This is a genomic window from Nitrospirota bacterium (assembly GCA_023229435.1).
In the GTDB taxonomy this organism is placed as follows: domain Bacteria; phylum Nitrospirota; class UBA9217; order UBA9217; family UBA9217; genus JALNZF01.
Genome location: JALNZF010000008.1, coordinates 18408 through 31984 on the forward strand (window position 1 = coordinate 18408; position 13577 = coordinate 31984).

General features: G+C 55.4%; 14 protein-coding genes. 1 reads left to right on the forward strand and 13 read right to left on the reverse strand.

The window, feature by feature from the left end:
- Positions 1-66: 66 nt before the first annotated feature.
- Complete coding sequence (gene glyS / locus M0R70_07810) at positions 67-2154, reverse strand: glycine--tRNA ligase subunit beta (protein MCK9419265.1); 2088 nt, start codon at positions 2152-2154, stop codon at positions 67-69.
- Positions 2155-2397: 243 nt separating this feature from the next.
- Complete coding sequence (glyQ, locus tag M0R70_07815; protein ID MCK9419266.1) at positions 2398-3267, reverse strand: glycine--tRNA ligase subunit alpha; 870 nt, start codon at positions 3265-3267, stop codon at positions 2398-2400.
- Positions 3268-4093: 826 nt separating this feature from the next.
- Here glyQ and M0R70_07820 point away from each other — a divergent pair.
- Positions 4094-4426 carry a hypothetical protein gene (locus M0R70_07820; protein MCK9419267.1) on the forward strand — a complete coding sequence of 111 codons (333 nt, stop codon included), beginning with the start codon at positions 4094-4096 and terminating at the stop codon, positions 4424-4426.
- A 161-nt stretch (positions 4427-4587) separates the two neighbouring features.
- On the opposite strand, the gene M0R70_07825 is transcribed toward M0R70_07820, so the two are convergent.
- From M0R70_07825 to M0R70_07875, 11 genes are all read right to left on the reverse strand, one after another.
- Positions 4588-5331, reverse strand: a complete 744-nt coding sequence (locus M0R70_07825; protein ID MCK9419268.1) for a radical SAM protein — start codon at positions 5329-5331, stop codon at positions 4588-4590.
- 41 nt (positions 5332-5372) lie between these two features.
- Positions 5373-6506: a threonine-phosphate decarboxylase CobD gene (cobD, locus tag M0R70_07830; protein ID MCK9419269.1), complete on the reverse strand. Its 1134-nt coding sequence runs from the start codon at positions 6504-6506 to the stop codon at positions 5373-5375.
- 101 nt (positions 6507-6607) lie between these two features.
- Positions 6608-8365, reverse strand: a complete 1758-nt coding sequence (gene ptsP, locus M0R70_07835) for a phosphoenolpyruvate--protein phosphotransferase (GenBank protein MCK9419270.1) — start codon at positions 8363-8365, stop codon at positions 6608-6610.
- 123 nt (positions 8366-8488) lie between these two features.
- Positions 8489-8758 carry an HPr family phosphocarrier protein gene (locus M0R70_07840; GenBank protein ID MCK9419271.1) on the reverse strand — a complete coding sequence of 90 codons (270 nt, stop codon included), beginning with the start codon at positions 8756-8758 and terminating at the stop codon, positions 8489-8491.
- On the reverse strand, positions 8755-9537 hold the full coding sequence (locus M0R70_07845) for a PTS system mannose/fructose/sorbose family transporter subunit IID (protein MCK9419272.1): 783 nt from the start codon (positions 9535-9537) through the stop codon (positions 8755-8757). The genes M0R70_07840 and M0R70_07845 overlap by 4 nt, the downstream gene beginning before the upstream one ends.
- Positions 9521-10300, reverse strand: a complete 780-nt coding sequence (locus M0R70_07850; GenBank protein ID MCK9419273.1) for a PTS sugar transporter subunit IIC — start codon at positions 10298-10300, stop codon at positions 9521-9523. The genes M0R70_07845 and M0R70_07850 overlap by 17 nt, the downstream gene beginning before the upstream one ends.
- 51 nt (positions 10301-10351) lie before the next feature.
- Entirely contained in the window at positions 10352-10837 is a 486-nt protein-coding gene (locus M0R70_07855; protein MCK9419274.1) for a PTS sugar transporter subunit IIB, read from the reverse strand.
- A 6-nt stretch (positions 10838-10843) separates the two neighbouring features.
- On the reverse strand, positions 10844-11245 hold the full coding sequence (locus tag M0R70_07860; GenBank protein ID MCK9419275.1) for a hypothetical protein: 402 nt from the start codon (positions 11243-11245) through the stop codon (positions 10844-10846).
- A 99-nt stretch (positions 11246-11344) separates the two neighbouring features.
- A complete protein-coding gene (rapZ, locus tag M0R70_07865; protein MCK9419276.1) occupies positions 11345-12208 on the reverse strand; it encodes an RNase adapter RapZ in 864 nt (287 codons plus the stop codon).
- On the reverse strand, positions 12205-13089 hold the full coding sequence (hprK, locus tag M0R70_07870) for an HPr(Ser) kinase/phosphatase (GenBank protein ID MCK9419277.1): 885 nt from the start codon (positions 13087-13089) through the stop codon (positions 12205-12207). Before hprK ends, rapZ begins: the two co-directional genes overlap by 4 nt.
- Positions 13086-13577: a PTS sugar transporter subunit IIA gene (locus tag M0R70_07875; protein ID MCK9419278.1), complete on the reverse strand. Its 492-nt coding sequence runs from the start codon at positions 13575-13577 to the stop codon at positions 13086-13088. The genes hprK and M0R70_07875 overlap by 4 nt, the downstream gene beginning before the upstream one ends.

Genomic DNA, 13577 nt, shown 5'->3' on the forward strand with positions numbered 1-13577 from the left:
AAAGACACCAAGACACGAAGTTAAATTTTTTCTTAGTGCCTTCGTGTCTTCGTGGCATGATCCGGTTTATGTATTCTTCGTTTCTTCCGTTCCCAGCACCAGCCGCGAGAAATCCGCGATCCCGGCGAAAAGCCCCGTAACGCCGGCGAGAAGCGCCAGGCGGTTCTCTTTCACTTCGTCGTCCTTGTCCATGACCATGACCGTATCAAAGAAGTCGTCAACCGGCCTCCTGAGCGACGCGATGTCGGCGAGCGCCCCCCGGAAATCGAGCTTCGCCGTCTTCTCCTTCACCCGGTCCTTGATCTCCGTGAACGCCGCGTGGAGGGCCTTCTCGGCGTCCAGTTTGAGGACGCTCTTCTTGACCGTGCCAGTAAAATCCTTCGGCAGGATATTTCCCGCCCGCTTGAGCGCCGTGACCAGCGGTTGATAATCTTCCGACATCCTGAGGCCGTCAAGCGCCCGCACCTTCTCCCGCGCGATAAGCGGGTCGTCGAATCCGACCGACAACGCCGCATCCACCACGTCGGAGCGGATGCCCTCCGCGGAAAGGATGCCGGCAACCCTTTGACGGAAGAAATCGAGCGTGTCTGAGCCGACACGGGACTTATCCTGCTTCGCGAGGTCGTATGCCTTGCACGCCTCGGCTATGAGATCGGCCAGCGACAACCGCAGTCCGCGCTCGAGCAGCATGTTCAGAATGGCGACGGACTGCCTTCGAAGGCCATAGGGGTCTTCGGACCCGCTCGGGATAAGACCAACGGAGAAACAACCCGTGATCGTATCGATCCGGTCCGCGATCCCGACACAGACTCCTTCAAGCGTCCCGGGCAGTTTGTCGCCCGCGAAACGAGGCAGGTAATGTTCAAGAATCGCGTCAGCCACCCTCGGATCTTCTCCTGAAAGGAGGGCATACTGCCTGCCCATCACACCCTGGAGTTTGGGGAACTCCCCCACCACGCCGGTCAGCAGATCGGCCTTGCACAGTTCGGCGGCCCGCTCGGCCACCTTGACATCCGAGTTAAAAAGCCCCGCGAGGTACGCTGAAAGGGTCTTTACGCGCATGGTCTTGTCAAAGGTCGTACCGAGTTTCTCCTGATAGGTGACCTTATTGAGCCCTTCAACGTGTTGATGCAGCGGTATTCGTGAGTCATGATCAAAAAAATAGGCCGCGTCCGAAAGTCGCGCCGCGAGCACACGCTCGTTCCCGGCACGAATGATCTCCATGTCCTCGGCCCGCGTGTTGCTGATCGTGATAAAGCATGGCAGCAGGCTGCCATCAGGGGCTACCACGCTGAAATACCGCTGGTGCTCGCGCATGGCCATGATCAGGACCTCTTTCGGCACCCTGAGGTAATCCTTGTTGAACGTACCCATGACCGCGACCGGAAACTCCACAAGATTCGCCACCTCGTCCACCAGGCCCGGGTCATCGAGCACCGCACCGCCCTGTGCTTTCGCGAGGTCCTGTATCTGCGTTATGATCCGCTGTTTCCGCACCTCGGGATCGATCACGACAAAGTTCGGTTCGATCTGCGCAGCATAGGACTTGAAATCCTTGACCAGGAACGCGCCGGGACTCATGAACCGGTGGCCGCGTGAAAGGCTGCCGCTCCTGATTCCGCCCAGCTCGAAGTCCACCACGGAACCGCCCCACAGGGCAAGCACCCAGTGGATGGGCCGGGCGAACCGGATGTCCTTGTCCATCCAGCGCATGGTCTTCTGGAACGGGATGGAAAGGATGAACCCCGGCAGCGCCTGTTTGAGCCATGCTGCCGTGTCCCCGCCCTTTTCATCGATGCGCGCCACCACGTATTCGCCTTTGTCCGTGTTCTTGATCGCGAGCGCGCTCACCGGGATGCCGTTTTTCCCCGCGAACACGGTCGCCGCTTTTGTGGGATTGCCTTCTGCGTCAAAAGCGATTTTTCGCGGAGGGCCGGTCACTTCCTTCGAAATATCCGCCTGGCGCTCGTCCATCTCGGGAACGTACAGGACAAGCCGCCGCGGCGTGCCGTAGACCTTCAGATCACCGCGCGATGCAACGCGCCCCGAGGCAAGAAGCGCGGTGAACAGTTCTCTCATCTTCTCAAGCGCCGGGATAACGAACCTCGACGGGATCTCTTCGGTGCCGATCTCTAATAAGAATTCTTTGGACAACGAATACTCCTTAAAAACTTTTTCTCGCAGAGGCGCAGAGCTCGCAGAGAAAATAATATGAACCTAACTGGCTGTTGAAAAACTACTTTATGTCATCCTGAACAAAGTGAAGGATCTCTCATCTGTTTGGAAATACGAGATTCTTCGCTGCCGCTCAGAATGACAGACAGATTGGACGCGTCAATTTGTCTTTCTCCGCGTCCTCTGCGCCTCCGCGAGAGACGAATTTCGCTTTGCCTTGACTCATCTTTTCAACATCGGAAACCCCTTCGCCTCGCGGTCCGCCAGGTACGCATGGGCGCACAAACGCGCGAGCTTCCGCACGCGTCCGATGTAGCCCGTGCGCTCGGTCACGCTGATCGCGCCGGCGGCATCCAGCAGGTTGAAGGTGTGAGAGCACTTGAGACAATAATCATAAGCCGGGAACACGACCCCCGCCTTGATAAGCTTCCCGCTTTCCCGCTCATAAGCCTCGAACTGCCGGAAAAGCATCTCCCGGTCCGAAAGTTCGAAGTTATATTTCGAGAACTGAACTTCCGTGTCATGGTGGATATCGCCGTACTTCACGCCCTTGGTCCATTCGAGGTCATACACATTGTTCACGCCCTGAAGATACATGGCAAGTCGTTCCACACCATAGGTAAGCTCGGCGGAAACAGGTTTAAGATCGATGCCGCCCACCTGCTGGAAATAGGTGAACTGGGTCACCTCCATGCCGTCAAGCCATACCTCCCACCCGAGGCCCCAGGCCCCGAGCGTTGGTGATTCCCAGTCGTCCTCGACAAAACGGATATCGTGCTTCAGGGGATTGATGCCGAGTTGAACAAGGCTCTCGAGATAGAGTTCCTGGACATTTTCCGGATGGGGCTTCAGGATCACCTGGAACTGGTAGTAGTGCTGCAGGCGATTGGGATTCTCGCCGTAGCGCCCGTCCGTGGGCCTGCGTGAGGGCTGGACGTAAGCCGCTTTCCACGGTTCAGGGCCGAGAACGCGAAGAAAGGTGGCGGGATGGAAGGTCCCTGCGCCGACCTCAGTATCATACGGTTGATGAATGACACAGCCCTTCGAGGCCCAGTAGTTCTGTAACGTGAGAATAAGGTCCTGAAATGTCAATGATTGCCCCTGCCCGGATTAAAACGGAAAGATAGGAAAATAGAGTGCTATTATACAAAAACCTCTTCTGTTGTCAAGAAAATATCAGATTGCGCTCCATTAAGAGCAGGCCAACGATAAATGATGATTATTTGGATGGCCGGATCAGTTTACAATTCGGAAAATGAGACCGCTTAACAAAGAAGCAGCCACTGCAAAACTTCATTAATGATATTTCATCTGGTGTCTTGAGATGTAGGTTAAGACATTTGTCCCCCTTGATGATTTGAGCCTTTTCACGTTACGTTGGAATTCTTTCAAAGTTAAGATAACGTGGAATTAAAGAAAATTAACTTTGCTCGAACACACCGCTATTAAGCCCGCATATTTATCGTCTTGATTCTTAACGTTTTTTTTTGATGCCTCATTTGCAAGTCCGAGAAGTTGTAACCTTTCCCGACTACTTTTCACGACCGTTCTGTGCTTCTTCTTTAGGCAATATTCAGAAAGAGTTTAAATTTCAAGACAATATGCAATAACAGATAGTGTAAGGTTTCTAGACAAGAGAGCAATAGAGGCAGGTATTTTATCTTTATATTGGACCATTCCCACGGTAATTTTTTATAATATCATGCCCTGAGAGATTTCCATAACATTCTAATATAATTATGAAAATACTATTTTTATCTGGACGAATATTAAGATATTCTTACTCTTATATATTCTGGCAGTATTATTGCTACGTTAGTAGTATATAAACAATTAATTTCATTTGTATCTCTATTCTCCGCACACCTTTTCCCTTATTCGTGACGCAGCAGAATAGCAATAATGAAAGGAGAAAACCATGAAGATCATGATACGGATATTGTTGGCGACCGCTTTTCTTATAGCGGGTTTTGCAGCCGGCTTCCCTGCCGGAAAGAGCGCAGGATTTACATCGGGGAGCGAGTGGGCTCTTGTGCAGGCCAACATCGTCGCACGTGAGGCCGGGGTGTTCATGCCTGTTTCTTTGTACGAGGGGGAGATCCGGGTAGTGATCAAACAGCCGAGACATCTCTATAAACGAGCGTGGGAGCTGGCCGACAAAAATGAAAACGAGATGCGCCGGGTGAACCGCGGGGAGAGATCCTTGAGTAAAACCGTTCTCTTGGTGCAAAATGTGTCCATGATGCAATAACCGATTCACCGTTCCACAGTAAACGTTGCGTGGAAAAGCCGGCATGGTCTCTGCTTTCCGTTATTCTGATCAGTTATCGTCTGCTTTTTCACCTGATGCGGCAGGGGGTTTTTCGTGTAAGGCTCGAAAAACTCGAACGCGAGGGTGGCTGTCTGTCATATTCAAAACAACTTACTGCAGACAATGCCTTCCTCTTCAAATGCAATTCCCAGGTCCTCGCCCTTTTGTTCGAAGAAACTATCGTCCATGGCCCCTTGCATCCCGTGTTTTTTATACGCCCAGTCCGCATAATGATAATTCAACCGGTCGATGAGGACATGGTCCACCTTGCCTTTCAGGAGATCAACCAGCCCCTCGGCGCCGGGAAGCAAGGGAGCAACCATGACAAAGGTCTTTATCCCTTCCGCGTGAAGGATCGCCAATGCCTCGACCCTTTTGGCTATTGGCGGCGCGCCCGGCTCGAATATTTTCCTTATCTTTTCGTCCGCGGTGGTTATGGTGAACCCAACCTCGCAATCGACTGACCTCTTCAGTATATCGATGTCCCTTACCACCAGCGGGGATTTGGTCTGGATGGTACACGGCCAGCCATGTTCCACGAGGATCTCGAGGCATTTCCTCGTGATCAGGTATTTCTTTTCCACAGGTTGATACGCATCACATACCCCGCTTATCCAGACCCTTCCGATTTTCTTTTTCTTCACCTCATGAAACAGCAATTCGGGGGCATTGATCTTTATATCGACAAAATTCCCCCATGGTTCACGGTGTCCTGTAAATCTCTTCATGAATTTGGCGTAGCAGTAGACGCACGTATGCTGACATCCAACGTACGCATTCAAGGCATAGTCATAGATCTGTGACTTCGACAGGATGCTTTTTGCCTGTATCTCTTTGATGATCATTGACTACTCGTATTGAGGATACTTTAATTATTGAAGGGGAATTACCGCACCAGCAATTCTCTGAACGCCTTGATAAGACGCCTGTTGTCCCACCAGGTCCGCACCGCGATCCTGATATAGCGTCCGTCGAGCCCGGGAAAGGAAGAGCAGTCCCGGACAAGAATCCCGCGTTCGCCGAGTTTATTGATGAACGTCGGCACGTCCAGGGAGGTGATCTTAATGAGGATGAAATTCGCCGCGCAGGGGAAGGTCTCCACGCCGGGCAGGATCCTGAGGGCGGAGAGAAGACGTCCGCGCTCTTTCTCGATCAGCCGGCGGGTTTTCTTGATATAGGGCCAATCGCCCAGGGCCGCGATCGCGGCCTGTTCCGAAGGGATGCTCACGGTCCACGGTTCCTGCCGGTCACGCAGGACCGCAATGGTCTTCTCATCGGACACGGCGTATCCGATCTGGAGTCCCGGCATGCCGAAGAACGCGGTAAAGGTCCTCAGACAGATGAGATGGGACGATTCCACGGCTTCTTTGATGATCGAATCTGAGTCCATGAAGTCGAAGTCCATGAAAGCTTCGTCCACTACCAGCCGCACCCCGTGCTGGAGCGCAAACCGCGCGATCTCGAGCATCTCCGCTTTGGGGACGATCGGGCCGGTCGGGTTGTTTGGATTGCAGAGGAAGGCCATATCCACATCTTTGAGCGCAAAGGACATCTCCAGGGGGTCCACCCGGAAACCTTCACGCTCCAGGAGAGAAAACGGAACAACTTCGCCGCCCGCGTCTTCCACCGCGACAGCGTATTCCGTAAAGGTCGGAAATGGTATCAATACCTTCTTTGGCCTGAAAACGCGCGGGATGAGGTGGATGAGAGCGTTCGAGCCGTTGCCGCAGATGACGTGTCCTGATTTTATGCCGAAATACCGCGCGATCGCCGTGCGCAACTCAAGCAGGTCAGGGTCGGGATAGCGGCCGATGGAAGAAATCGCTTTTTTCGCCGCCCGTTTCGCGGCCGACGACGGCCCCAGGGGATTCATGTTCGAGCTGAAATCGAGGATCTTGCTCTCCGCATAACCGTAGCGCCGTGCCGCCTCGTAGATATTCCCGCCGTGGGTTCGAATCGTCTTCCGAGCGATCACCTCGGCATTTATCATAGTATCGATTTCTGTTTCCGTATTCTGCACTGCGCGTGTCCCCTTTTCTTTTGGAATGCGGAGCTTGAATTGAAATGCAAGGGGCAGTTGCCTCTCCTTCCGCAATTCGCTTTCCGTACGCCGGATTTCCATTACAATTCCGCTGCCAGATCGGGGAACCGTTCGCTCATGAAGTTTTCAGCCGTTTTTCTGGCCAGGGCGGCCGTGGGCTGCTGCATGACGAGCGACGCAAGTTCGACGGCGTCCTGCATGCGGACCGATCTGACCACCTTTTTTACCCAAGGGATCGCGGCCACGTTCATGCTCAGGTGCTGGAACCCCATGCCGAGAAGGATCGCGGCGTACAACGGATCCCCTGCCATCTCTCCGCACATCGCGAGGGTGATGCCGGCGTGGTGCGCGGCCTCGGACACCCGCTGGAGCAGCCGGAGCACGGCAGGATCGAGCGGCTCGTACATATATGCCACGTGCTCGTTCTGGCGGTCGATCGCAAGCGTGTACTGGATCAGATCGTTCGTGCCCACACTGAAGAAGCTGACTTCCCGGGCGAGAAGATCGGCGATCAAGGCGGCTGATGGTATCTCGATCATAACGCCTATCTGGACCTTCTCGTTGAACGCCTTGCCTTCCTCCCTGAGTTCCGCCTTCACGGACTCCATGATCTTCTTGGTCTCATACAGTTCGGGCAGGCCGGAGATCATCGGGAGGAGGATCTTGATATTCCCGTGGGCCGTCGCCCTGAGGAGCCCGCGCAGCTGGGCCTTGAAGATATCGCGATTCTGGAGGCAGAAACGGATCGCGCGCAGCCCGAGCGCGGGGTTCGCCTCCTTGTCGAAACCGCCGAGCAGTCCGATCTTGTCCCCGCCCACGTCGAGCGTGCGGATCACCACCTCATAGGGGGCCGCCTTCTCCACGACATGGCGGTAGGCTTTGTAATGTTCCTCCTCGGTCGGCAAAGTCGTCCTGTTCAGGAACAGAAACTCCGTGCGGTAGAGACCGATGCCGGTGCCGCCGTGGTCCGCCGCTGATGCCACTTCCTCCGGCAGTTCGATATTGCCCTGGAGCTGGACCACATGACCATCAAGTGTCTCGGCGGGCAGCGACTTGATCTTTTCGAGGTCCTTTTCAAAATATTTGTATTTCTGCTGCTTCTTGAGATAGTCGAGAAACGTATCTTCTTCGGGGGCGGTGATCACAACGCCGTGAATACCGTCAAGAATGATTGCGTCGCCGGTCTTGACCGCCGCCGTGATGTTCTCAAGGCCCACCGTGGCGGGGATGCCGAGTGATCGCGCAAGGATGGCGGTATGCGACGTCCGGCTGCCGGCATCGGTGGCGAAACCGAGGATTTTGTCCTTCCGCATCATCAGGGTGTCGGTCGGCGCGAGGTCATGGGCGATGATTATGGCCTCTTGACTGATGTCGGCAAGGCTCTCCTGCTTATAACCGACGAGATTACGGAGGACCCGCTCGCCCACCTGTTCAATGTCCTGCTTGCGCTCTCGAAGATACTCATCCTCGATCGTGTCGAACTTAAGCCCGATTTCAGTGATCGTTTCCTTGAGCGCGCCTTCGGCGTTCAGATACGACTCCTTAATGCGCTTGATCGAGCCGTCAACGAGCATCTTGTCCTCGAGCAGCATGATGTGCGTTTCAAGAATATAGCGGTGGGACTTGCCGATGTCCTTGGTGAAGCGCTTTTTAAGGTCCTCGAGCTGGGCCTTGGATACCTCCACCGCCTTCTTGAACCGCGCCACCTCATCCTTGACGCTGACTTCCTCGATCCTCCGGCCCGCCACCACCACTTTGCGACGGTCGAGGAGGTACGCCCTGCCGATCACGATACCCGGCGATGCTACAATACCTCTGTAGATTTTTTCGTGCGTCATGCTTATTCCTATCCTCTGCTCTGAACGTTATACTCTGAACGGAGCCTGCCCTAAAATCATGTCCTCGAATAATTCTATCGGGGAGATCTTATCGGGGGAACTCCGAACTCTAAACTCCGAACGTTATTCTTTCTCCCCAAACTTGTGCTTGAACAGGTTCTCCATCCCTTCCACGGCGAGATCCTCGTCTTCTCCATGCGCGTGAAGCAGTATGGTGCTCCCTTTGGCCGCGGCAAGCATCATGATTCCCATAATGCTCTTGCCGTCCACTTCGAGACCGTCCTTGACCAGCGTAATCTTGGACACGAACGCGCTCGCACACTTCACGATCTGGGCCGCGGCCCGTGCATGGAGTCCCAATTTATTCTCGATCAACAGATCTTTTTTCTTCATTCAATGACTCCCGCGTAAGACAGGGCAAGACAGAGCGCTGCCAGCCCCAGCATAAGTTTTATCGGCGAACCGCCCCGCCGCAGAATCACAACCAGTATCAGGGAGACAACCAGCCACACGAACGCCATCTGCAGGAGCGGCATACTGACGGCCGGCTGGAATTCCGTCCTCCAGTCCGGGACCATCCCGATAATGCCTCCGAGAACGGTAAGCGTGATCAGTTTCAACCGTTTTGCGATGTTCATCAGACTGTGCCTTGCCATGAGCGCCATGGCATCACCGCCGCTCCGGTACCCCCAGAACAGCATGCCGGCCCTGAGGCCTACATGCCACACATTGTAGAACACCAGAAACAGGAGCGGCGCCCACCAGTGTCCGGTCATGAGCAGCGCGACGGCCACGACTGCCGTAAACGGCTTGAGCGCGCCCCAGAAGAAGGTGTCTCCGAGCGCGCCCAGCGGCGCCATAAGCGCCGACTTCAGGCTGGAGACGTCTTCACTCACCTTCCTGCCGAATGACCGGTCCTCCTCGATCCTGACGACTGCACCCAGGATGAAAGAAGCAAAGTACGGCTGGGTATTGAAATACTCCAGATGGATACGCAGCCGGGATTCGTATTCGGCTTGTTCCGGATAAAGCTTTCTCAGCACGGGTTCGATGGCAAACGCGAAGCCAAGCGACTGCATAAGTTCGAAGCTCCATGACGCCTGGATCAGCAATGCCCTTCGAAACACTCCGAACAGGTCACGAGCGCTTATTCCCTTATGAACGTCGTTCACGGTATCGTGCCCCCAACCACCCGCCGGTCACGGTAAGCAGTATGATAATAAGCGCCGGGGCATGGAAGAGCAGCCCGGCCAGCGCCGCTATCATGAACCCGCTGAAAAAGAAAAGATCGACCGTTCTCATGGAAAGTTTGCCCACCACCAGCGCCGCCCCAACCAGGGGAAGAAGTTTCACGAACAGGGACATTGCCCGGTGAACACGCTCCGGCATATGATTAAACGCTGATACCGCTGCAATGCCCGCCGGCAGGAACACCAGCAACAATACAAATGACTTCAGAAAAAATACCGGGAGTCCGGACAGGTGTGCGTGGACCAGCGCGCGTCCGGGATACGGTCCCGGGCCGGTGACGAGCGCGTCGGCCAGCCGCGAGTTCCAGTGCCTGACGATGCCGTCGGCCTTCATGGTTGCCGGCACCATCGCCGCGGTCAGGAGAAGACTGAATCCGATGACCGGCAGTGACGCTTCCCCCGGGCTCCCCAGCGCCGCGATCGCAGTCGCGGACACCGTGCTGATCGTTGCATCCGCAGGCACAAAAGAGCCGATCGGCATATCAAGCACCCAGATGAGCTCAAGAACGACGCCCACGACAACACCCGCGCCCGGATCACCGAGCATCCATCCCGTCAGGGGGCCGACAACGATAGGTTGCGAGATCATGAATTGTCCAACCGCGGTCCGGTCAAGCCCGACGAGTCCGCCGGCCAGCGCGATGCCCGCAATCGTGAGGATCATAGGTAAATCGAATATCGGCATAGGACACCCTTACCATTACTCCGCACTCCACAATCCGAATTACGCATTCAGTCAGACATGGCAGACCGTGAATACCTTTTCGAGCGCCACAGGCCGCTGGGTCGGGACCGTCTGGATAGTGACCCTGATACCCATCGCGGCAAGCTCCTTGAGCGCCGCCAGATCCTCGTCATCGACCGCAAGCACATCCATGAGCTTGCGTTTTCCCGGCACATAGTGCATGCCGCCGATATTGATCTCCCGGCAGTCCAATCCTGACTTTATGGCCCGAAGGACGTCGGCGGGATTCGAGAACAGCAGGATGATGCGGTCGGTATTGAGCGCCGCGGCGCGCACCTGACTGCAAATGTCCTCAATCCGGCCGATGGCAACTCTCAATCCCTGAGGCACGGAGAGTTCCATGATGGAACGCTGGAAAGCGTTTGACGCAACCCGGTCGTCGGCAACAAAAATACAGGTCGCCTTTAAATAATTTACCCAGCCCTCCACCACCTGGCCATGGATCAGGCGGTCATCGATGCGGCTCAATACTATCATGAGAACTTACTTTTTCCCCTTCAACATTTGACTCGCTATCACGATGCTCTTCTGCGCCGCTTCCTGGACGAGCCTGGCAAGCTCGGGAAGCGATCTTTCATCACGGTGGTTCGCGAACTTGATCAGCATCGAAAGGTTTACGCCGGTGACCACTTCGACTGATTCTCCCAGAAAGGCGAGGGCAATATTGGAAGGAGTCCCGCCGAACATGTCGGTAAAGAGCATGACGCCTTTTTTATTGTCCACTTTTTTGATCGCGGCCTGGACCTCGTCCCTGAGCAATTCCGGAGCACTCTCCTGCTTCACGCTGACCGTCGCAACCGCATCGACCTTTCCTACGATCATCTCAGCGGCCTTCACCAGCTCTGCGCCCATATCCTCGTGACATACCACCACCAGTCCGATCATGCTCGAATCTCCTTTTGAAAGAGTCTCTATCGTTCATTGAGCCGACTCATCAGACCGATCGGACAGATCAGACTGATTAGACAAACTCCATAAACTCTTTCACACTCCCCTGTCCCTATGTTTAATAATGACCTCGTAACCACTCAGTCTGAGACGCTCCGCGATCATCAGTGAGACCGCGATCGACCGGTGCCTGCCGCCCGTGCATCCGAATCCGATCGTGAGATAGCTTTTCCCCTCGCGCCGGTAGCGCGGCAGGAGGTACTCGATAAATCCCTGGAGCCTGGCAAGAAACTCCGTGGAATCGGGTTGCGCCATGATGTACTCCCTGACCCCCGGATCTTCCCCCGTCCGGGGCCGGAGCGCAGGCACAAAATGCGGGTTCGGCAGGAACCGCAGATCGAACAGGAGGTCGAGGTCGTAGGGGACGCCGAATTTGTACCCGAACGTAAGCAGGGTAATCACCATGGGCCGGCCGGCGTCTCCCGCGGCGTACTGCCGCTCTATCGCCTGACGAAGATCATGGACCGTGTAGTCCGTGGTATCGATGATCCGGTCAGCCAGTTTCCTGACCTCGGCAAGCACCGTCCGTTCCTCTCGAATACCGTCCAACAACGCTGTCGCTCCCCGCGCCAGAGGATGAGGTCTTCTTGTCTCACTGAAACGCCGCACGATGGCCTGGTCCGAAGCGTCCAGGAAAAGCATTTCAATGGTGATGCCCTGGGTCTTCAGATCCCGGTAAAGGGCCGGAAACCTTTCGGGGAAGCCTTTTTCCCGGATATCGATACCGATAGCCGAACGGGAGGCCTCCTCCGATCCCCGGGCGAACTCAACGAACGCGGAAAGCAGCGCGAGGGGGAGGTTGTCCACGCAGTTGAACCCCATGTCTTCGAAGGCCTTCAGCGTTGCGCTCCGGCCTGAGCCGGAAAGGCCCGTAACGATCACCAGGTGCGTACGATTCATTCCGTGAGCTTCTTTCTGAGCTTTTTGTCAAGGTCCCGTGCGGTAAAGATGCCGCTTTTTTTCAACATCTGATTTCTGGCAGCCACTTCTATGAGCGTAGCCATGTTCCTGCCCGGCTTGACCGGCAGTTTCAGATAGGGCAGGTTTACCCCGAGGATCCGGTAGCGTCGTTCGCGCAGACCGATGAGGCTGTACTGATGCCCCTTCTGCCACTCTTCCAGCTCCACGACCAACCGTATCTTGCACGCGCCGATCGTCGCCGATTTTCCGAACAACGCCCTGATGTCGATGATCCCGAGCCCCCGGATCTGCAACAGGTCCATACTCATTTCCGGCGGCCTGCCGCTGATCTCGCTGTTCTTCTTTTCCAGGATTACGATGTCATCGGCGACAAGTTTGTGTCCGCGAAGCACCAGGTCGAGTGCGGCCTCGCTCTTTCCGACGGCGCTTTCTCCAATGATGAGCGTACCGAGATCAAAGATCCGCACGAGCACGCCATGAAGACTGGTTCTCGGCGACAGTTTATCCAACAAAAGACGTCGAAGGTCCGGCAGGTTCTTGCTCTTGAGCACTGGGATCTTCGAAGCTGACGCCGAATCAAGAAGCTCTTTGCAGATTTTGCCGCAGCTGACCAGAATGCACGCCGGCTTCTGTTTCACCAAGGCACGGGCAAGCAGGATCCGCTCGTTCACGGGAAGAGACCGCAGGTAGATGACCTGGCTTGGACGAAGATACATGACGCTCGAGGCGGTCCACCTCCCCGAACCCGGCGACGAAAGCTCAGGGGCCGTCATCTGCGCCGACAGGATCTCCCTGCCGAGACCGGCGCGTCCCGCAAGTACCGTCGTGGTTCCCGTCAATGCCTCGACCGTAACCTTCACTTTTTCAGTACGGCCTGCGGCTGCGGATATTTGCTGTCCTCTTGATATATCAGCCTCTGAAGATCCAGTCGATGGGGCGCCGTTCTCAGGCCTTCCCGTAAAACAGGATTTTTTAAAATCCGGGATATCCGGGCCAGCGCCTTGAGGTGATCTCCCGGTTTGTCTTCGGGCGTCACGAGCAGAAAAAAAAGAAAGACCGGTTTCGAGTCCATGGACTGGAAGTCGACCCCCTTGCTTGATCTGCCGAACGCGACGATCATCTCTGAACCCACGGGCAGCTTGCCGTGCGGGATCGCCACCCCGTCGCCGATGCCGGTGCTGCCGAGCGATTCGCGCTCGAGCAATGCGCACAGAAGTTTCTCTTCATCGTCGACCCTGTTCATGGATTTGAGCAGCCGGGCAAATTCGCGGAGGACCCCCCTTTTGTCGACTGCCTCAATCTCTTCAAGAATCAGGTTATCCTGTAATAAATCCCGAATCGTCGGCAT